The sequence below is a fragment of the Thalassospiraceae bacterium LMO-SO8 genome, assembly GCA_031655335.1.
Taxonomy (GTDB): domain Bacteria; phylum Pseudomonadota; class Alphaproteobacteria; order Rhodospirillales; family Casp-alpha2; genus UBA1479.
Genome location: CP134226.1, coordinates 652,437 through 673,134 on the forward strand (window position 1 = coordinate 652,437; position 20,698 = coordinate 673,134).

Sequence of the window (20,698 nt, forward strand, 5' to 3'; positions counted from 1 at the left end):
ATCCGCCGCCGCCGCAAGATTTCTGACACCATCCCGGCCAAGCCTGGTTTGACGCCCCGGTTTGACAGACGGAACCCCGTCTGCAAAGCCTGGACGGCATGAAACAGGAAAGTCCCGTCGAGTTCACCCGCCGCGCGGTTCTGACCGGCATGCTTCTGGGCGCGGCCCTGACCCCCTGCAACGTCTATTCAGGGCTCAAGATCGGCTGGTCCTTCAACATGTCGATCGCCGCCGGGCTGCTGGCCGTGGGGGCCTGGCGCCTGGCCGAACGCGGCCTCGGCACGGCGCCTTTGGGCCTCAGGGAAAACAACATCAACCAGACGGCGGCCTCGGCCTCGGCCTCCATCGTGTCGGGCGGGCTGGTCGCGCCGATTCCGGCCCTGACGCTGCTGACCGGGCAGACCCTGCAATGGCCCGTGCTGGCGTTCTGGGTGTTCTGTGTGTCGATCCTGGGCGTGGTTGTCGCCGCCGGCCTGCGCCGCCAGATGATCGAGCACGAGAACCTCGCCTTTCCCGCCGGTCTGGCGACGGCGGAAACCCTGAAACGTATTCACGGCAAGGGCCGCGAACAGACGGCCCGCCTGCACGCCCTGCTGGCGGCGGCCGGGGTCTCGGCGGCGGTCAAACTGGCCGTCGATCTGGCGGCGGCGGTGCCACGTCTGGCCCTGCCGGGATCACTTGCCGGGGGCGTGACCTTCAAGAACCTGGGCATGTCCTTCGACCCGTCGCTGCTGATGATCGGCTTCGGGGCGCTGATCGGCCCGCGCGCGGGGCTGTCGTTGCTGCTCGGCGCGGGCGCATCCTGGGGCGTGCTCGCCCCCTGGGTGCTGGACCGGGGGTGGGCCCAGGCGGGCGCACCCGGCACGGTCTGGTTTTCCGAACTGGTCGCCTGGTTGTTGTGGCCGGGGGTGACCCTGACGGTCACGGCGGCCCTGACGTCCTTCGCGATTTCGGTCCTGCGCATCCGCCGGCGGCTGATCGGCGCGGATCGGCGGATGGGACGCGGCTACGCCCTGGCGCTGGCCGGGGTGACGGCGTTGATCTGCATCGCCGGATGGGCCCTGTTCGGCCTGCCGGTCTGGGTGTCGGTGCTGGCCGTGGCGCTCAGCTATGTCCTCGCCGTGATCGCCGCCCGGGTGTCGGGGGAAACGGGGGTCACGCCTGTGGGTGCCTTGGGCAAGGTGACGCAATTGACCTACGGCGCCGTCACGCCCGGCGACATGGCGGCCAACCTGATGACCGCCAACATCACCGGCGGCGCCGCCGGGCAATGCGCCGACATGATGCACGATCTGAAGACCGGATCCCTGGTCGGCGCGACGCCGCGGTTGCAGATCTATGCGCAGGCGCTGGGCGTGCTGACCGGATCGCTGGCCGGGGCGGCGGTCTATCTCGCCCTGATCCCCGACCCCGCCGCCATGCTGATGACGCCCGACTGGCCGGCCCCCGCCGTGGCGACCTGGAAGGCCGTGGCCGAGGTGATGTCGGCGGGCCTGAGTGCTATTCCCGAGGGGGCGGCGCCCGCCATGGCCGTGGCGGCGGTGCTGGGCGTGATCCTGGGCGCGGCCGACCGCTTGGCACCCGAGCGCGTCTCCCGCTTTCTGCCCAGCGCCCCCGCCGCCGGAGTCGCCTTCGTCATTCCCGCGTGGAATTCGATCTCGCTGTGCCTGGGCGCGGTCATCGCGGCCGGGGCCGCGCGCCTCAATCCCGAATGGACGGAACGCAACGGCACGGCCGTCGCCGCCGGTCTGGTCGCCGGAGAAAGCCTGATCGGCGTCGCCCTGGCGCTCGCCCGCATGGCGGGCTGATTAACGCCTCAGTGCAGGCGCATCATCCCGCCGACCAGACGGAATTCCGCCGGCTTGACCAGCGCCGCCGAGGCGACGCGCACGGAATGCAGGGGGCCCTCCAGATTGTTTTCCCAGAAGTCCAGGAACCGGCGCAGCACGGGAAAGTCCGGGGCGATGTCCATATCCTGCCAAATGTAATCCTGAAGGAGGTGAAGGTGGTCCGGGCGCCGGTAGGTGATTTCGGCGGTGGTCAGGCGATAGCCTGAAAGCTGTACTTCCAATGACATGTGAGACCCTCCGTCTTGAGCGCGCGTCTTGCATGTCCTCCCTGGACGCCTGAATTGTCGCCCGAAATTTTCCAATGCGTCAATAATTATTGCGTAAAAACAATGGATTAGCAGCCTCCGGCGGAGAGTGCTGCCAATCGCGCGCCGGCCGGTGAATTTTTCTGCCCGAAGGGGCTTGAAGGCGCGGGATCGGCGACTAAATTTTTTCGCGGAAACGGGGGGAAATGCCGGATTCCCAAGGGTTTTCTCCCGTCATTTGCTTGCTCAACCAAGGAATGTTCAAGAGGAGCCATCGCATGTTCAAACCTCTTCACGACCGGGTTCTCGTCCGCCGCATCGAACAGGACGAAAAGACCAAGGGCGGGATCATCATCCCCGACACGGCCAAGGAAAAGCCCATGGAGGGCGAGGTCATCGCCGTCGGTTCGGGCCATAAGGCCGAGGACGGCACGGTCACGCCGCTGGACGTCAAGGCCGGCGACCGGGTCCTGTTCGGCAAATGGTCGGGCACGGAAGTGACCATCGACGGCGAGGAACTTCTGATCATGAAGGAGTCCGACATCCTCGGCGTCATCGAGGCCACCCAGGCCGCGAAAACCAAGAAGGCCGCCTAAGGCGTCCGATCCCACATCAACCCATCAGCAATTTGAAAGCTGCCTCTCTTAAAAGGAGTGATCGAACATGGCTGCGAAAGAAGTGAAGTTTCATGGCGACGCACGGGCGCGCCTTCTCAAGGGCGTGGACACCCTGGCCAACGCCGTCAAGGTGACCCTCGGCCCCAAGGGCCGCAACGTCGTGATCGACAAGGCGTTCGGCGCGCCGCGCATCACCAAGGACGGCGTCACCGTCGCCAAGGAGATCGAGCTGACCGACAAGTTCGAGAACATGGGCGCCCAGATGATCAAGGAAGTGGCGTCCAAGACCAATGACCTGGCCGGTGACGGCACCACCACCGCCACCGTGCTGGCCCAGGCCATCGTCCGCGAGGGCGCCAAGGCCGTGGCCGCCGGCATGAACCCGATGGACCTGAAACGCGGCGTCGACATGGCCGTCGAAGCCGTCGTGGCCGACGTCAAGAAGCGTTCCCACCCGGTCAAGACCAACGAGGAAGTGGCCCAGGTCGGCACCATTTCCGCCAACGGCGACCGCTCCATCGGCGACATCATCGCCGAGGCCATGCAGCGGGTCGGCAATGAAGGCGTCATCACCGTGGAAGAGGCCAAGAGCCTGGAAACGGAACTGGACGTGGTCGAAGGCATGCAGTTCGACCGCGGCTATTCGTCGCCCTATTTCGTGACCAATGCCGACAAGATGGCCTGCGAACTGGATAACCCCTACATCCTGATCCACGAGAAGAAGCTGTCGAACCTGCAGGCCATGCTGCCGGTGCTGGAAGCCGTCGTGCAGTCGGGCAAGCCGCTTCTGATCATCGCCGAGGACATCGAGGGCGAAGCGCTGGCGACCCTGGTCGTCAACAAGCTGCGCGGTGGTCTGAAGGTCGCCGCCGTGAAGGCGCCGGGCTTCGGCGACCGCCGCAAGGCCATGCTGGAAGACATCGCGATCCTGACCAAGGGCCAGGTGATCTCCGAAGACCTGGGCATCAAGTTGGAGAACGTGACCCTCGACATGCTGGGCACGGCCAAGAAGGTGTCGATCACCAAGGACGACACCACCGTCGTCGACGGCGCCGGGTCGAAGAAGGACATCGAGGCGCGCTGCAACCAGATCCGGGCGCAGATCGAGGAAACCACCTCGGACTACGACCGCGAGAAGTTGCAGGAGCGCCTGGCCAAGCTGGCCGGCGGCGTCGCGGTGATCAAGGTCGGCGGCGCCACCGAGGTCGAGGTCAAGGAGAAGAAGGACCGCGTCGACGACGCCCTGCACGCGACCCGCGCGGCCGTCGAGGAAGGCATCATCGCCGGCGGCGGCACGGCCCTGCTTTACGCCGTGCGCGCCCTGAACGGCCTGAAGCCGGAAAACCACGACCAGCAGGTCGGCATCGACATCGTGCGCCGCGCCTTGCAGGCCCCGGTGCGGCAGATCGCCGAGAACGCCGGCTTCGACGGTGCCGTGGTCGCCGGCAAGCTGAGCGATCAGAAGGACACCAACTGGGGCTTCAATGCCCAGACCGGGGAATACCAGAACCTGGTCAAGAACGGCATCGTCGACCCGACCAAGGTGGTGCGCACGGCGTTGCAGGACGCGTCCTCCGTCGCCGGCCTGCTGATCACCACGGAAGCCATGATCGCCGAAAAGCCCGAACCCAAGAAGGACGCCGGCGCGGGTGCCGGCATGCCGGACATGGGCGGCATGGACTTCTAACTCTCCGCCAATACCCAAGTGAGCCCTGGCCGCCGGTCATATGGACCGGCGGCCTTTCTTTTGTGGCATCCGGACGCGGCGCTGGTTATGTAGGGATTGAGGATCAACCGACCCGGGACACCCGCCACCATGGACAGCACCGCCGCGCCGAAAATCTGGCTCGACTACGACCAGGCCGAACTGGACCGCCAATACGACCAACGCTCCCTGGTGCCCGACGGCGACGCCTATGTCGCCGAGAACGCCACCGCCAGCGTCCGCGCGCGGGCCGATCTGGATTGCCGCCTCGACATCGCCTACGGCGACGGCCCGGACGAAACCCTGGATATCTTCCCCGCCGCTACCCCCGGCGCGCCGGTCGCGGTGTTCTATCACGGCGGCGCCTGGACGCGCGGCGACAAGGCCAACGAAAGCCACCTCGCCCCGGCCCTGGTCGCGGCGGGGGCGGCGGTGGCCTTCATCAACTTCACCCTGGCGCCCAAGGCCTCGCTCGACCAAATCGTCGACCAGAGCCGCCGAGCCCTGGCCTGGGTCCACGCCCATGCGGCGGACATGAATGCCGACGCAAACCGCCTGATCGCCGCCGGGCATTCCTCGGGCGCCCATCAGGCGGCAATGATGGCGGTGACGAATTGGACCTCCCCGGGCGAAGCCTGGGGCGGCCTGCCCGCCGACACGGTCAAGGGCACGGTCATCACCAGCGGCATTTACGAACTGACGCCGCCGCGCCTGAGCTATCGCAACGGCTATCTTAACCTGGACGACGACGCGGTCGCGCGGAACAGCCCGATCCGCCACCTGCGCCCGGGCCTGCCGCCCGTCGATCTGTTCTACGGCGACGGCGAGCTGGCCGAATTCCGTCGCCAGGGCCGGGATTTCGCCCAGGCGATGCGGGACGCCGGGCTGACGGTCCGCGAAACGGACTTGCCCGGCATCCACCATTTCACCATGAGCCGTGAACTGGGCCGGCCGGAAAGCCCGGTCCACCAGGCGGCGCTGCGCCTGCTGGGATTAGCCATGTAATCCATACCAGGGACGCCCAATGCCCCGATGGCCGGAAGGCAGCATTTTCAAGCCATTGTAGCTCGCCTGGCGCCATCCAGAAGGCTAGGATACGGCATGGCAAGAAGGCCCAAAAACAGCACCTCCGGCGCCCGCTACGCCGCCGTCGATCCGGCGCTCGTCGCACGCATCTGCTGGTACCACTTCCGCGAGGGACAGACACAGCAGGAAGTGGCCGACCGCGTGAGGCTCAATCGCGCCACTGTGAACCGAATCATCAACGAAGCGCGGCGGGAGGGCCATGTCCGCGTGACCCTAAACCTGCCTTTGGCGCCCTGCCTCGAGGCGGAGAATGCGCTGCGCAACCGTTTTGGCCTAAAGGATGCCGTGGTCGTCCCCGCCCCCATCGACGAGGATGACGTGCGCCGCGTCGTCGGCTTGGCGGCAGGACAATACGTATCCGGTGTCTTGGCGCCCGATGCGCTTCTGGGTCTCGGCTGGGGGGCGACCATCCACGCCGCCGGCCAAACCCTGATCCCGCGCGAGGGCGCGACAAACACCGTCGTTTCCCTATCAGGCGGCCTGTCGCAAAGCGGCGCCATCAATCCCTATGACAACGCGGCCGCCTTCGCCCGGGTGCTGGATGCCCGGTGCTACTACATGACGGCGCCGATGATCGCCGAGACCGCGGCCGCCCGCGCCGCCTTTGCGGACAGCGCGCCTGTGCGTCAGGTCTATGCCATCGCCGAACGTTGCGGGGTCGCGCTGATTTCGGCGGTCGATCTGTCCGCCAAGACGAAGATGGTGGAATACGGCGTCCTGACACACGATCAGGTAGCGGACCTGAAAGATGCAGGGTCGGTCGGCAATATCTGCGACTATTTCATCGACGCGGACGGACGGATGATCGATCACGAGATCAATGCCCGCACCCTGTCGGTGCCTTTCGACACGTTGCGCCGCATTCCCAATGTCATCCTTGCGGCCGGCGGCACGTTCAAGGCCGAGATCGTGCGCGCCGCCCTGGCCGCCGGTCTGGCCAATACGTTGATCACGGACGAGAAGTGCGCGGCGGTGCTGCTGCGCGATTAGGGGCTGCTTCTTTACGCCGTGTGCAACGCGCGCTTGTCGCTGAGGAGCGACGTAAAGACCGTGGCGGCGGCAAGGAACGCGAACGCGGCCATCAGGCATCCGTCGATCCCCGCCCATTGATAGGAAATGCCGGACAACAGGGTTCCCAGCAGGCGCCCGGTGGCGTTGGCGCCGTAGTAGAACCCCACGTTCATGGTCACGCCCTCGTTCTCCGAGAGCGCCAGAATCAGATAGGAATGCACGGCGGAATTCACGGCGAACACGATTCCGAACACGGCCAGACCGGCGATCAAGGCGATCGCCGGATCGACGCCGATGCGCAACGCCGCAATGATCACCACGACGGTCAGGGCGAGCATGACCAGCCAGACCCTTGCGGCGCGGACTTCGGTGCTCAACCCGTCGGGCGACCGCGACGTCAGTTTCGGCGCGATTGCCTGCACGAAACCATAGCCGATCACCCAGGCGGCCATGAAGGCGCCGACCTGATTGAAGGTCCAACCCAATTGGTCGTACAGGAACACGGGTACGCCGACGACGAACCACACGTCGCGGGCGCCGAACAGGAACACCCGCGCCGCCGACAGCAGGTTGATCTCCCGCGACTTGGAGAAAATCTCGGTGAACTTGGCCTTCTTCTTGGCCTTGCCCATGCCCTTTTCGACCGACAGGACGGCGCCCATCAGGATGACCGTAAGAAAACCGGCCATCAGCCACAGGCCGCCCTTGAACCCGGCGACGGACAGCAGCAGCGCGCCGATGAAGAAACCCAGCCCCTTGATGGCGTTCTTGGAGCCCGTCAACAAGGCGACCCAGCGGTAAAGTCCGCCGGTTTCGTTCTCCGGCACGACGAATTTGAGCGCGCTTTTCGAGCTCATCTTCGTCAGGTCCTTGGCGACGCCGGACAGGCCCTGAACCACGAGAACGAACAGCACGGACGCCTCCTTGGGCCAGGCGGGGTCGAGCGCGGAGAGGGAGAGCAGGGCAACAACCTGAAGCAACAGGCCGCCGGTTAACGTCAGTTTCAACCCGAACCGCGACGCCACCCAGCCGCCACCGGCGTTGGTGACGATGCCCATGAGTTCATAGGCAAGGAACAGCACCGCCAGTTCGAACGGGGTGTAGCCCAGCCGGTGGAAGTGCAGCAGCACGAGCATGCGCAAGGCGCCGTCCGTGAGCATGAAGCCCCAATAGGCGGCGGTGACGACGGCGTATTTTCGAACATCCAACATCGCTTGATGCTCCAAGGCGGGCCGGATCAGTTGATCGACCGCGCCACCTTCTCCGTCAGTTCGTACAGGCGGTGGGCATAGCCCATCTCGTTGTCGTACCAGGCGATGATCTTCACCTGGGTGCCGTCCGTGACCATGGTCGACGGCGCGTCGATGATGGACGAATGGGTGTCGCTCTTGAAGTCGCTGGACACCAGGGGCCGGTCCTCGACATCGAGAATGCCCGCAAGCGGCCCGTCGGCCGCCCGGCGCAACAGGCCATTGATCTCTTCCACCGTCGTCTTGCGCGACACTTCGAACACACAATCCGTGATGGAGGCGTTGAGCAGAGGAACGCGCACGGCGATGCCGTCCAGTTTCCCTTTCAGTTCCGGGAAGATCATGGTGATCGCCGTGGCCGACCCGGTCGAGGTGGGGATCAGGTTGGCGAGCGCCGAGCGCGCCCGGCGCATGTCCTTCATGGGCTTGTCGATCACCGTCTGCGTGTTGGTGACGTCGTGGATGGTGGTGATCATGCCGTGGTCGATGCCGATGCCTTCATGGATCACCTTGACCACAGGCGCCAGACAGTTGGTGGTGCAGGACGCCGCGGTCACCAGATCGTGGACCTTGGGATCGTAGAGATCGTCGTTGACGCCCATGACGATGTTGAGCGCGTCGCCCTTCACCGGCGCGGAGACGACGACCTTCCTGACCCCGGCGGCGTAATAGGGCTTCACGGCGTCGCGGGTCTTGAACTTGCCGGAACATTCCAGCACCAGATCCACGCCCAGGGCGGCCCAGTCGATTTCAGCCGGTTTCGAGGCGCTGGAATATCCGATCCGCCGGTTGCCGAGGACGACGGCATCCGCGCCGTCCGCCCGCGCCGCGACCGGCCAGCGGCCATGCACGCTGTCGAACGCCATCAGGTGTGCCGCCATCTCCGCCGTGCCGCCGGGCTCGTTGATGTGGACGATGTCGATGTCGCCCTTGCCCCAGGCCCCGCCGGGGCCTTGCAGGCTGGCCGGCCGGGCCGGATCGAACCCCCAGGCCGCGCGCAGGGCCAGACGGCCCATGCGGCCGAAGCCGTTGATTGCAACGCGTACGGTCATGTCTTCTGTCTTCTCCTAAAGGTTCACGACCAGCCCGTCATAAGCCGTTTCCTCGGGCACCTCGTCCTTGTGCGGCATCATCTCGCGGCTGAAATGGGTCAGGATCATGCGTTTGGGCGTCAGATCGTCCCGATGCTCGACAATATCGGGGTAGTTCATGTGGAACTTGATGGGCTTGCCGTAAAAATAGCATTCGCAGATGAACAGGTCGGCATCCCGGGCCAGCGCCGGCATGTGCTTGGTCCAGGCGCTGTCGCCCGTATAAGACACGACTTTCCCGGCGATCTCCGTGCGCAGGCTGGTGGGATTGGTCTCCCCCGTATGCGCCGCCGGATAGGGGGTGACCGTCAACGGGCCGATCTGTGATTCCTGCATGACCGGCATTTCTACATAACTAAGTTGAAACTTTGGTGACATGGCGTGCATGCCCGGCATCAAAGCCTCGCAGATTCCCGCGATGCGGACCTGGGTGTCGCGCGGCCCGGCGATCACCAGGGGTTTCGTCCGCTTGGCGCCCAACATGGAATCCATCAGGAAAAAGGGCAGGCCGCCGCAATGGTCGCCGTGGATATGGGTCAGCACCACGGCATCGATGGTGGTGTGGTCGATGCCCAGTTGGTTCAAGGCGGTCATGCTGGTGGCGCCGAAATCGATGACGTAGCGAAAGCCCGGCGCATCGACCATGTAACAGGTCTGGAACCTGCCGCCGGCGCCGAAGGCATCGCCCGACCCGACAAAAGTGACTGTCACGCTCATGGAATGTTCCTCCTAGATGATTTCGTCGGCGCGCAGACGGGAAATCTCGTCATGCGACAGGCCGAACACGTCGTTCAGGACTTCGTCGGTGTGCTCGCCCAGGGCCGGCGGCGGGCGGCGGTAGGATACGGGCGTTCCCGACATCTTGATGGGATTGCCGATCATGTCCACCGGCCGGCCGCCGGCGGCGCCATGGGGCATGGATATCTTCATGCCACGGGCCTGCACGTGGGGATCGGCGAACACCTGATTCAGATCGTTGATCGGACAGACGGGCAGACTCGCCTCGCTCAGGTCCTCGATCCATTCAGCGCTGGTCCGCCGATGCATGATTTCCTGCACCTTGGCGATAAGGACGTCGCGGTTCTTGAGCCGGTCCGGGTTGGTTGCGAAGCGCGGGTCAGTGGCCAGTTCCGGTTCGCCGGCCATGTCGCAAAAGCGCCGGAACTGATCGTCGTTGTTGGCGCCCATGATGACGAAACCGTCCTGCGTCTCGAACGCCTGATAAGGCACCGTGTTGGGATGGGCGGTGCCCAGGCGTTCCGGGATCGTGCCGCCGATCAAATAGTTCATGCCCTGGTTGTAGAGCCAGCCGACCTGAACATCGAGCAGGCCCAGGTCGATGTGCTGGCCCTCGCCGGTGGCGTCCCGATGACGCAGCGCCGCCAGGATGGCGACCGCCGCGTACATACCGGTCATCACGTCGTTGACGGCGATCGGCACCTTGACCGGAAGCCTGCCGGGTTCGCCGGTCATGCTGATCAGCCCCCCCAATCCCTGCGCCATCATGTCGTATCCGGGGCGCGGTGCGTAGGGGCCGGTCTGGCCATAGCCGGTGATCGAGCAATAGACGAGACCGGGGAAATCGGCCTTCAGATCATCGTACCCCAGGCCGTATTTCGCCATGCCGCCGACCTTCAGGTTTTCGATCAGCACGTCCGACTTGGCCAGCATGCGGCGGACCAGGGCGACGCCCTCCGGCTTGGCGATGTCGACCGTGACGGACCGCTTGTTGCGGTTGGCCGACAGGTAGTAGGCGCTTTCGCTGCTGTCGTTGCCGTGGGCATCCTTCATATAGGGCGGCCCCCAGGTGCGGGTTTCATCACCGACGCCGCGGCGTTCCACCTTGATGACCTCGGCGCCGAGATCGCCGAGCAGTTGGGTCGATGAAGGGCCGGCAAGGACGCGGCTCATGTCGAGCACGGTGATTCCCTGCAAGGCGCTGCGTGTTGTCATGCCTGCCTCCCGAGTTGGTTTATCGGGATAATAACATATGTTATTTAAATAAACATATGTAACTTCACGTAAGGCCGTCGGCCCTTGCGCGCCTAACGCGGGCGGCGCGACTGCGGGCTGTCCCAGACCTCAGGGTTTAAGGGAAACGGCGGCATCTCACCTTGTAAGGCCGTGGTGATCTGCTGGGCCGCCGAGATGGCGAGCGCCTTCGACGCCTCCTGAGTCACCCCCGCCGTATGCGGCGTGAAGATGACCTTGGGGTTCTTGAGCAGTGCATGGTCGGCCGGCAGCGGTTCCGGGAACACGACGTCGAGCCCGGCCGCCCGGATGTGGCCGGCGGCGAGCGCCGCGTCGAGCGCGTTCAGATCGATCAATTGTCCCCGCGCCGCGTTGACGACCACGGCGCCTTCGGGAAGCGCCGCCAATTCGGCCGCGCCGATCATGTTGCGGGTTTCGTCGGTCAGTTCCGCCGCCATGGCCAGCGCGTCGCACTGGGCCAGCATGGCGTGGAGGTCTGTACACATTTCCACCCCCGTCACCAGGGCCAGGCGCGCGTTGACGTAGGGGTCATAGGCCAGGACCCGGCAATTGAAGGCGAGGCGCAGCTTCTTCGCCAGTTCCGAGCCGATATAGCCGAGCCCGACGATGCCGACCGTGCGGCCCTCGAGTTCATACACCTGGAGGCCCTGGCGCTGCGACCAGGCGGTGCCGTCGCGGGCCGCGCGGTCGCCCCAGGTCAGTTGTTTCAGGCAGGCCAGCAGCAGCATCACCGTATGTTCGGCCACGGGCGTGCGCCCGAAGCCCAGGTGGTTGACCACCAGGATGCCGCGCGCCGTGGCGGCGGGAATGTCGATGTTGTCGGTGCCGAAGCCGGAGGTCGAGATCACGGTCAGGCCCGGGGCGGCGTCCATGATCTCGGCGGTCACCCGTTCGGGCGTGCGCACCCAAAGGGCGTTGGCGTTGCCGAGGGCTGCCTTGACCTGCTCGGCGTCGGGGCTGTCGACGACGACGGGCTCGATCCCGGCGGCGCGCAGAAGGTCGTGGCCGCCCGGGTCGTACATCGGGCGCCAAAGAACGGCTTTCATGGACATGGCGGGTGCTTCCTCCCAAAGGATTGTCGTTTCTTGTGATGCCCCCATCTGCCGCCATTTAGGAGTCAGCGGCGGGCGAGAATCAAGCGGGTCTTTCACCGCAGGCGGCGAAAACCGGCGGGCGGCGGCCTTCCTACATTTATTGTGCAGTGCACAAAAATATCCTTGACGGTGGCGGATCAGTTGGGCATATTAGCAATGTTGCATCGCAGCAATTGTGGCGGTGCCGATGATCGGGCCGCCCGACAAACCCCTTTTCGCCACATTGGGAAACAGGAGAATTGATATGGCTACCAAGAAAACGACTTCCACCGACCCCTTCGCCCCCGTTCGGGAAACCATCCTGGAAGCGGTGAACACCGCCAAGACGCAGCAGGAAAAGATCGCTTCCGCCGCCCAGGCCGAAACCGACAAGGCCCGCGCCGCGGCCACCGAAGGGTTCGAGCAGGCCGTCACGGCCTATCGCGAGAATTTCGAAGCCGCCGTCGCCGCCACCAAGGCCGCGGCCGGCAACCTGAGCAAGATCGAAGAGCTGACCCGTTCCCAGGCGACCGAGCTCGCCGAAGACCGCGTCGCCGTGATCTTCAAGGCGATGTCGATCACCGACCCGTCCGAGCTGATGAAGCTGCAGGCCGACCTGATCGCCGCCGAGCAGAAGAAGGCCCAGGCCATGGCCAAGGAAACGGTCGCGCTTTACCAGGGCGTCGCCAAGGACCTGTTCGCGCCGATCCAGGCGCAGATGACCAAGGCCTTCGAAGCGGCTTCCAAGTTCAAGCCCGTCTAAGCTGAGTTCGCCCAAATCCACTTGCTGAAAATTGGCCCCGCGGAAACGCGGGGCCCTTTTTTTGTCCGCGCCCCCGCGATTGCCGACATTTGTTAGTTACGGTTTTCCTGATACGTTGCCCGTGGGGAGTGCCGCGCGGCGGTTTGTTCAATTTATATGCACCGCAACAAATTTTGCCCCGCCAAAGGGCCCGGGTTGACCTAGATCAAGAAGCCCGTCGGGTGAATTTTGTAGGTAGGAGGACGATTTCAGTGCCGCCAGTCAGGCCGGCGCGCAGGTTGTGTGCAATCGATAGAGGCAGAGCCATGACATTCCTCGTATTCCTGCCATTGGGCCTGATCGGCCTGCTCGGGCTGTCCCTCGCGGCCGGTGCCGACGACGCCGTCATGTACGGTCACGGCCTGCTGATGGCCGCGTTCGGGTTTCTCGGCATCTTCTGGGTCATCGCCCGCGACGGCGACATGGGCGGCCCGGCCAAGGCCGTCCCCGGCGGGATCAACTACAACGACGGCGTCATCCGCGCCGGCGTCGTCGCCTCGACCTTCTGGGGCGTCGTCGGGTTCTCGGTCGGCCTCGTGATCGCGTTGCAACTCGCCTTTCCGGTGCTCAACTTCGACCTGCCCTGGACCAATTTCGGCCGTCTGCGCCCGCTGCATACCTCGGCGGTGATCTTCGCCTTCGGCGGCAACGTCCTGATGATGACCTCGTTCCATGTGGTGCAACGCACCTGCCAGGCCCGCCTGGCCGGCGGCTGGGCGCCGTGGTTCGTGTTCTGGGGATATCAGCTGTTCCTGCTGATGGCCGCCTCGGGCTATGTCCTGGGCGTCACCCAGTCCAAGGAATACGCCGAACCGGAATGGTACGTCGATCTGTGGCTGACCATCGTCTGGGTGGCCTACCTGCTGGTCTTCATGGGCACCCTGTGGCGCCGCAAGGAGCCGCATATCTACGTCGCCAACTGGTTCTATCTGGCGTTCATCGTGACCATCGCCATGCTGCACATCATCAACAACCTGGCGGTGCCGATCAGCCTGACGTCGACCAAAAGCTACGCGCTGTTCTCCGGCGTGCAGGACGCCCTGACCCAGTGGTGGTACGGCCACAACGCGGTCGGCTTCTTCCTGACCGCCGGCTTCCTCGGCATCATGTACTACTATGTGCCGAAGCAGGCCGAACGGCCGGTCTATTCCTACCGCCTGTCGATCGTCCACTTCTGGTCGCTGATCTTCCTCTATATCTGGGCCGGTCCGCACCACCTGCATTACACGGCCCTGCCCGACTGGGCGCAGACCCTGGGCATGACGTTCTCGATCATGCTGTGGATGCCGTCCTGGGGCGGCATGATCAACGGCCTGATGACCCTGTCCGGCGCCTGGGACAAGCTGCGCACGGACCCGGTCCTGCGTCTGCTGGCGATCTCCATCGCGTTCTACGGCATGTCGACCTTCGAAGGGCCGCTGATGTCGATCAAGGCGGTGAACGGCCTCAGCCACTACACGGACTGGACCATCGGCCACGTTCATTCGGGGGCCTTGGGCTGGGTCGGCATGGTCAGCTTCGGCGCCATCTACTATCTGGCGCCGCGCATGTTCGCGGCGGAAAAGCTCTATTCCCTGCGTCTGGTGTCCGTCCACTTCTGGCTGGCGACCGTGGGCATCGTGCTCTACGCCTCCGCCATGTGGGTTTCCGGGATCATGCAGGGGCTGATGTGGCGGGCCTACGACTCGCTCGGCTTCCTCGAATACTCCTTCGCGGAAACGGTCGAGGCCATGCATCCCTTCTACTTCATCCGGGCCCTGGGCGGGTTGCTCTACGTGGTCGGCGGACTGGTCATGGCGTGGAACGTCTACCAGACCGCGCAGGGACGCATCCGCGACGAACGCCCCTATGAAACGACACCGTCCGCCCCCCTGACGGCACCCGCCGAATAACGCCGCCCGGCAAGGAGACCCTCATGTTCGATCATTCGAAGCTCGAAAAGAACTCGATCCTGATGCTGATCGGGATCCTGATCGTCGTGTCCATCGGCGGCCTGGTGGAAATCGCCCCCCTGTTCTACCTGGAAAGCACCATCGAGAAGGTCAAGGGCATGCGCCCCTACACCCCGCTTGAGCTGGCCGGCCGCAACATCTACATCCGCGAAGGCTGCTACAACTGCCACAGCCAGATGGTCCGTCCGTTCCGCGACGAGGTGGAACGCTACGGCCATTATTCCCTGGCCGCGGAAAGCATGTACGACCATCCGTTCCAGTGGGGCTCCAAGCGCACGGGCCCGGACCTGGCGCGGGTCGGCGGCAAGTATTCCGACGAATGGCACAAGACGCATCTGATCGACCCGCGCTCCCTGGTCCCGGAATCGGTCATGCCGGGCTATCCGTTCCTGGCCACGACGCAGCTCAAGTACAAGGACATCCAGGACCACCTGACCGCCAACAAGATGGTCGGCGTGCCCTATGACGCGGCCATGATCGAAGCCGCCAAGGCGGACCTGGAAGCCCAGGTCAATCCCGACAGTGACGGCGTCGAGGCGATGCAGAAGCGCTATCCCGGCGCCCAGGCCCGCAACTTCGACGCCCAGCCGGGCGTGCCGACGGAAATGGACGCCCTGATCGCCTATCTCCAGGTGCTCGGCACCATGGTCGACTTCAAGGCCTACAAGGCCGAAGACAACTACCGCTAGGAGGACGCGCCATGCAAACCACCGGCACGACCTTCGAACAGGTCGCCATGTTCGCCCAGACCTGGGGCCTCGTGTACCTCGCGGTCCTGTTCGCCGGGGTCCTGATCTATGCCCTGCGGCCCAGCGCCAAGAAGAAATTCCAGGACGCCGCCCAGATTCCGTTCAAGGAGGACTGATCATGTCTGATCACCGTCATGTTGATGAATTCACCGGCATCGAGACGACCGGCCACGAATGGAACGGCATCCGCGAACTGGACAACCCCCTGCCGCGCTGGTGGCAATGGGTGTTCTGGGCCTGCGTGGTATGGTCGATCGGTTACTGGGTCGTCTATCCCGCCTGGCCGCTGGTCTCCTCGCACACCAAGGGCATGATCGGCTATTCCTCGCGGGCCGAAGTCGCCCAGGAGATCAAGACGGCGACGGCGGGCATGGCGGGGCAGCTGGAGCGCATCCGCAAGGCGCCGCTCGAACAGATCCGCACCGACGCGGGCCTGCGTGAATTCGCGCTGGCCGGCGGTCGGTCGGCCTTCGCCGTCAACTGTTCGCAGTGCCATGGTTCGGGCGCCCAGGGCTTCAAGGGCTTCCCCAACCTGAACGACGACGAATGGATCTGGGGCGGCACCATCGACGCCATCTTCCGGACCATCACCCACGGCATCCGCAACACCGAGGACGAACAGGCCCATCAGTCGGAGATGCCCGCCTTCGGACGCGACGGCATCCTGACCAAGGCGCAGGTCTCCGACGTGGCCGAGTTCGTGCTGTCCCTGTCCGGGCAGGCGGCGGACAGCGCCGCGGCCGCCCGCGGCAAGCCCCTGTTCACGGACAACTGCGCCGCCTGTCACGGTGACAACGGCCAGGGCAGCGCCGAGTTCGGCGCCCCCGCGTTGAACAACGACATCTGGCTCTATGGCGGCGACAAGGCGACCATTGTCGAGACGATCACCAACAGCCGCCGCGGCGTCATGCCGGCCTGGGGGCGTCACCTGGACGAAGCCACGGTCAAGCAACTGGCCATCTATGTCCACTCGCTAGGGGGCGGCAAGTAGCCCACGTTTCAGGAAACACCACCGGCTCGGGGAGGGAGCCGATCGTTCCGGGAACAGGAACACCTTGGGGTAAAACGAATGCGCAGCATGGGAAGTCTGTTGGACGCGGCCATCGACGCCCCGGAAATCCGGGAATACGACGTCGAAGCCGTCAACCGCAAGGAAACGCGGCCGCCGCTTTACGTGCCGCGCAAGAAGATTCACCCGCGCCGCACCCACGGCTTTTTCCGCACCTTCAAATGGTGGGTCATGGCCGTCACCCTGGGCATCTATTACGTGACGCCCTGGCTGCGCTGGGACCGCGGGCCGGGGGCGCCCGATCAGGCCGTGCTGGTCGATATTCCGGGCCGGCGCTTCTATTTCTTCTTCATCGAGATCTGGCCCCAGGAATTCTATTACATCGCGGGCCTACTGATCATGGCGGGCCTCGGCCTGTTCCTGATCACCTCCGTGGTCGGCCGGGCGTGGTGCGGCTATACCTGCCCGCAAACCGTATGGACGGACCTGTTCATCTGGGTTGAACGCATGGTCGAAGGCGACCGGTCGGCGCGCATCCGCCTGGACAAGGAGCCGATGTCGGCGTCCAAACTGTCCAAGCGGATCACCAAATACGTGATCTGGCTGATCATCGCCATGGGCACCGGAGGTGCGTGGGTGTTCTATTTCGCCGACGCGCCGACGCTGCTGACCGATCTGGTCACCGGCCAGGCCGCCACGGTCGCCTATGCCACCGTCGGCGTACTGACCTTCACCACCTTCACCCTGGGCGGCTTCATGCGCGAACAGGTCTGCACCTACATGTGCCCCTGGCCGCGCATCCAGGCGGCGATGATGGACGAGGAAAGCCTGACCGTCACCTACCGCACGGACCGGGGCGAACCGCGCCGCCCGTTCGAAAAGAACGCCGACTGGGACACCCGCGGCGACTGCATCGACTGCAAGGCCTGCGTCGTGGTCTGCCCCATGGGCATCGACATCCGTGACGGCCAGCAGCTGGAATGCATCACCTGCGCGCTGTGCATCGACGCCTGCGACGACGTCATGGGCAAGATCGGCCGCCCGCGCGGGCTGATCGACTATGATTCCATCGCCAATGACGAACGCCGCCGCGAGGGCAAGGAAACCAAGCTGCGCCTGTTCCGCCCGCGCACCTTGTTCTATTTCGCGCTCTGGGCATTGATCGGGCTCGGCATGGTCTATGTGCTGCTGACCCGCTCCGACCTCGACATCAACGTGATCCATGACCGCAACCCGCTGTACACGACGCTCAGCGACGGCAGCATCCGCAACGGCTACACCTTCAAGATTCTCAACAAGGCGCGCGAGCAGCGCACGTTGACCCTGCATGCCTCGGGCCTGCACGGGGCGAAGCTGAAGGTCGTGGGCTCCGAGGACATGGGCGACAGCCCCGATCCCTACTTCACCGTGAAGCCCGACCGCCTGCAATCGTTCCGCCTGCTGGTCACCGTGCCGCCGGGCACCCTGAAGAGCGACGCCGCCGACCTGCGGTTCGTGCTGAAGGAAATCAACACGGGCCAGACCGCGTCCTACAACAGCCTGTTCCGGGGGCCGCAGTGATGAGCCGCGCCCTGCCGTCCGCCCCCCGGCCGATCACCGGCAAGATGGTGCTGATCTGGATCGTCGCCTTCTTCGCCGTAATCATCGCGGTCAACCTGACCTTCGTCTATTTCGCGCTCGACAGCTGGCCGGGCCTGACCACCCAGAAGGCCTATGAAGAAGGCATCGCCTACAACAAGACCCTGGAAAGCGCCGCCCGCCAGGATGCCATGGGCTGGCGATCCCACGTTGTCCTGGGCCCGTCGACGCCCAAGGGAACCCGCATGCTGACCCTGACCATGACCGGCCCCGACGGCGTCCTTGCCGGTCTGGCCGCCCAAGCCCGCCTCACCCGTCCGCTGGGCGAGGGTCTGACCGTGGAGGTCAGGCTGGCCGAGGACCGCCCGGGCCTCTACGCCGCCCTGTTGCGGCTTCCGGCCCTGGGCCGTTGGCAGGTCGAGGTCACCGCCCGGGCCCCCGACGGCCGCAGTTTCCGCATGGTCCACGAGATCCAGGCCGGGGACGCGAAATGAACCAGGTCACCGCCGCCACCCCGGCCCCCGCCGCCGAGGCCACGACCGCGTCGCCCGAGACCCTCCACCTGATGGTCGAGAACGTTCATTGCGCGGGCTGCATCAAGCGGATCGAGGGCACGCTGGCGAAGATGCCGGGCGTCGCCGCGTCGCGCGTCAATCTGTCGACCAAGCGCCTGCGGGTCGACTGGCTGCCCGGCCAGACCACCCCCGACGCCATCGCCGAGACGGTCACGGACCTGGGCTTTCCCGCCCGCGCCTTCGACCCCGCGGCCTTGGAAGACGGCGGCGAGGCCGAGGACAAACGCCTTTTGAAGGCCATGGCCGTGGCCGGGTTCGCCGCCGCCAACGTGATGCTGCTGTCCGTGTCCGTGTGGTCCGGACATTTCTCGGGCATGGGCGGGGCGACCCGTGATCTGTTCCATTGGGTGTCGGCGCTGATCGCCCTGCCCGCCGTGGTCTATGCGGGGATGCCGTTCTTCGCCTCCGCCGCGCGGGCACTCGTCAACCGTGCCCTCAACATGGATGTGCCGATCTCGCTGGCCGTGATCCTGGCCGCGGGCATGAGCCTGCAACAGACCATGAAGGGCGCGGAGCACGCCTATTTCGACGCCTCGGTGACACTGCTGTTCTTCCTGTTGATCGGCCGCTACCTGGACCGCCGGGCGCGGACCAAGGCGCGGTCCGCCGCGACCCGTCTGCTCGGCCTGCGCGCCGCGACCGCCATGGTCGTGGGCGCGGACGGCAAACAGCGCGCCGTCGCGACCACGAGCCTCGTCCCCGGCATGGTGTTGGCCGTGGCGGCCGGGGAGCGTCTGGCCGCCGACGGTGAGATCGTCACCGGCCGCACGGACATGGACACTTCCCTGGTCACCGGCGAAAGTCTGCCGCATGACGCCGCCCCCGGCGACGCCGTCTACGCGGGGACGCTCAACCTGACCGCCCCGGTCGAGGTGCGCATCACGGCCGCCGGCGAGGACACCCTGCTGGCCGAGATCGTGCGCCTGATGGAGGCCGCCGAACAGGGCCGCGCCAAGTACGTGCGGCTCGCCGACAGGGCCGCCCGCATCTACGCCCCGGCCGTACATATCCTGGCCGCCGGGACGCTGGCCGGATGGTGGTGGGCGACCGGCGATTGGGAACGGTCGCTGCTGACCGCCGTGGCCGTGCTCATCATCACCTGCCCCTGCGCGCTCGGCCTCGCCGTACCGGCGGTGCAGGTCGTCGCCTCGGGCCGGCTGTTGCAGCGCGGCGTGCTGCTCAAGGCCGCCGACGGGCTGGAACGCCTGGCCCAGGCGGACCATGTGGTGTTCGACAAGACCGGCACCCTGACCCTGGGTGAGGCGTCCCTGGTCAACGCCGGCGAGATTCCGCCCGATACCCTGCGTCTGGCCGCCGCCCTGGCCGCCCACAGCCGCCATCCGCTCGCCCGCGCCCTGGTCAAGGCCGCCGCCCAAGACGATGCCGTCCGGATCGACCTTGCCGACGTCACGGAAACGCCCGGCTGCGGCCTGTCCGCCCGTCACGGCGGCCGCCCGCTGCGCCTCGGCAGCGCGGCTTGGTGCCATGCCGAGGCAACGGCAACCGACACAGGTGCTCCCGCCGGTCCCGAATTCTGGCTGGCCGACGGCGACGACGCCCCCGTGCGCTTCGTCTTCGCCGACCGGCTGCGCGACGATGCCCGCGACACCATCGCGCGGCTGCGGGCCATGGGGCTCGGCATTGAATTGCTTTCCGGCGACCGGGAAGACGTCGTGCGCGCCGTCGCGGACGAACTCGGCATCGGCGACTGGCGGGCCCAATGCCCGCCCGCCGCCAAGGTCCAGCGCCTGAAGGACCTAGCCGCCCAGGGCCGCACGGTAGTGATGGTCGGCGACGGGCTGAACGACGCCCCCGCCCTGGCGGCGGGCCATGCCTCGCTGTCGCCCGCGACCGCCGCCGACATCAGCCAGACCGCCGCCGACATGGTGTTCCAGGGCCGCTCCCTCGCCCCCGTGGCCGAAGCCGTCGCCGTTGCCCGCGCCGCGACCCGGCATGTGAAACAGAATTTCGCCTTGGCCCTGCTCTACAACGTCATCGCCGTGCCCGTCGCCGTGGCCGGGCTGGCGACGCCGCTGGTCGCCGCTGTCGCCATGTCGTCGTCGTCGATCCTGGTGACGCTCAATGCGCTCCGCCTGAAACTCGTGAAGTAGGA

Annotated in this window: 19 protein-coding genes; 13 read left to right on the forward strand and 6 right to left on the reverse strand. The window is 65.6% G+C overall.

What is annotated here, in order from left to right; genetic code table 11:
• The first annotated feature begins 98 nt into the window (after nucleotides 1–98).
• Entirely contained in the window at nucleotides 99–1,808 is a 1,710-nt protein-coding gene (locus RJ527_03145; protein WND76746.1) for an OPT family oligopeptide transporter, read from the forward strand.
• Nucleotides 1,809–1,816: 8 nt separating this feature from the next.
• Here the strand turns inward: RJ527_03145 and RJ527_03150 are convergent, their stop codons facing one another.
• On the reverse strand, nucleotides 1,817–2,077 hold the full coding sequence (locus tag RJ527_03150; protein ID WND76747.1) for an usg protein: 261 nt from the start codon (nucleotides 2,075–2,077) through the stop codon (nucleotides 1,817–1,819).
• 296 nt (nucleotides 2,078–2,373) lie between these two features.
• Between RJ527_03150 and groES the strand changes: the two genes are divergently transcribed.
• The 4 genes from groES (at nucleotide 2,374) to RJ527_03170 (ending at nucleotide 6,493) form a co-directional block, all read left to right on the forward strand.
• Nucleotides 2,374–2,691, forward strand: coding sequence for a co-chaperone GroES (gene groES, locus RJ527_03155; GenBank protein ID WND76748.1), 318 nt, complete (start codon nucleotides 2,374–2,376; stop codon nucleotides 2,689–2,691).
• A gap of 67 nt (nucleotides 2,692–2,758) precedes the next feature.
• Nucleotides 2,759–4,399 carry a chaperonin GroEL gene (groL, locus tag RJ527_03160; protein ID WND76749.1) on the forward strand — a complete coding sequence of 547 codons (1,641 nt, stop codon included), beginning with the start codon at nucleotides 2,759–2,761 and terminating at the stop codon, nucleotides 4,397–4,399.
• A 129-nt stretch (nucleotides 4,400–4,528) separates the two neighbouring features.
• The gene (locus RJ527_03165) at nucleotides 4,529–5,422 is read left to right on the forward strand and encodes an alpha/beta hydrolase (GenBank protein ID WND76750.1); all 894 of its coding nucleotides are present in this window, start codon (nucleotides 4,529–4,531) and stop codon (nucleotides 5,420–5,422) included.
• Nucleotides 5,423–5,518: 96 nt separating this feature from the next.
• Entirely contained in the window at nucleotides 5,519–6,493 is a 975-nt protein-coding gene (locus tag RJ527_03170; protein WND76751.1) for a sugar-binding transcriptional regulator, read from the forward strand.
• An 11-nt stretch (nucleotides 6,494–6,504) separates the two neighbouring features.
• Here the strand turns inward: RJ527_03170 and arsJ are convergent, their stop codons facing one another.
• From arsJ to RJ527_03195, 5 genes are all read right to left on the reverse strand, one after another.
• Entirely contained in the window at nucleotides 6,505–7,725 is a 1,221-nt protein-coding gene (gene arsJ, locus RJ527_03175; GenBank protein ID WND76752.1) for an organoarsenical effux MFS transporter ArsJ, read from the reverse strand.
• Between the two features lie 26 nt (nucleotides 7,726–7,751).
• Complete coding sequence (locus RJ527_03180; GenBank protein WND76753.1) at nucleotides 7,752–8,816, reverse strand: ArsJ-associated glyceraldehyde-3-phosphate dehydrogenase; 1,065 nt, start codon at nucleotides 8,814–8,816, stop codon at nucleotides 7,752–7,754.
• Nucleotides 8,817–8,831: 15 nt separating this feature from the next.
• Nucleotides 8,832–9,572: an MBL fold metallo-hydrolase gene (locus RJ527_03185; GenBank protein ID WND76754.1), complete on the reverse strand. Its 741-nt coding sequence runs from the start codon at nucleotides 9,570–9,572 to the stop codon at nucleotides 8,832–8,834.
• Nucleotides 9,573–9,584: 12 nt separating this feature from the next.
• Nucleotides 9,585–10,808, reverse strand: coding sequence for a CaiB/BaiF CoA-transferase family protein (locus tag RJ527_03190; protein WND76755.1), 1,224 nt, complete (start codon nucleotides 10,806–10,808; stop codon nucleotides 9,585–9,587).
• Between the two features lie 92 nt (nucleotides 10,809–10,900).
• Entirely contained in the window at nucleotides 10,901–11,899 is a 999-nt protein-coding gene (locus RJ527_03195) for an NAD(P)-dependent oxidoreductase (protein ID WND76756.1), read from the reverse strand.
• A 286-nt stretch (nucleotides 11,900–12,185) separates the two neighbouring features.
• On the opposite strand from RJ527_03195, the gene RJ527_03200 reads away from it, so the two are divergent.
• The 8 genes from RJ527_03200 (at nucleotide 12,186) to RJ527_03235 (ending at nucleotide 20,696) form a co-directional block, all read left to right on the forward strand.
• Nucleotides 12,186–12,683 (forward strand): phasin family protein, encoded by a 498-nt coding sequence (locus RJ527_03200; GenBank protein ID WND76757.1) that lies wholly within the window; start codon nucleotides 12,186–12,188, stop codon nucleotides 12,681–12,683.
• Nucleotides 12,684–13,144: 461 nt separating this feature from the next.
• Nucleotides 13,145–14,614, forward strand: a complete 1,470-nt coding sequence (gene ccoN / locus RJ527_03205; protein ID WND78008.1) for a cytochrome-c oxidase, cbb3-type subunit I — start codon at nucleotides 13,145–13,147, stop codon at nucleotides 14,612–14,614.
• A gap of 23 nt (nucleotides 14,615–14,637) precedes the next feature.
• Nucleotides 14,638–15,363 (forward strand): cytochrome-c oxidase, cbb3-type subunit II, encoded by a 726-nt coding sequence (ccoO, locus tag RJ527_03210; protein WND76758.1) that lies wholly within the window; start codon nucleotides 14,638–14,640, stop codon nucleotides 15,361–15,363.
• 11 nt (nucleotides 15,364–15,374) lie between these two features.
• Complete coding sequence (locus tag RJ527_03215) at nucleotides 15,375–15,539, forward strand: cbb3-type cytochrome c oxidase subunit 3 (GenBank protein ID WND76759.1); 165 nt, start codon at nucleotides 15,375–15,377, stop codon at nucleotides 15,537–15,539.
• A 2-nt stretch (nucleotides 15,540–15,541) separates the two neighbouring features.
• Nucleotides 15,542–16,414 (forward strand): cytochrome-c oxidase, cbb3-type subunit III, encoded by an 873-nt coding sequence (gene ccoP, locus RJ527_03220; GenBank protein WND76760.1) that lies wholly within the window; start codon nucleotides 15,542–15,544, stop codon nucleotides 16,412–16,414.
• Between the two features lie 87 nt (nucleotides 16,415–16,501).
• Nucleotides 16,502–17,992: a cytochrome c oxidase accessory protein CcoG gene (ccoG, locus tag RJ527_03225; protein WND76761.1), complete on the forward strand. Its 1,491-nt coding sequence runs from the start codon at nucleotides 16,502–16,504 to the stop codon at nucleotides 17,990–17,992.
• Nucleotides 17,992–18,504 (forward strand): FixH family protein, encoded by a 513-nt coding sequence (locus RJ527_03230; GenBank protein WND76762.1) that lies wholly within the window; start codon nucleotides 17,992–17,994, stop codon nucleotides 18,502–18,504. The genes ccoG and RJ527_03230 overlap by 1 nt, the downstream gene beginning before the upstream one ends.
• Nucleotides 18,501–20,696: a heavy metal translocating P-type ATPase gene (locus RJ527_03235; protein ID WND76763.1), complete on the forward strand. Its 2,196-nt coding sequence runs from the start codon at nucleotides 18,501–18,503 to the stop codon at nucleotides 20,694–20,696. Before RJ527_03230 ends, RJ527_03235 begins: the two co-directional genes overlap by 4 nt.
• Nucleotides 20,697–20,698 lie beyond the last annotated feature (2 nt).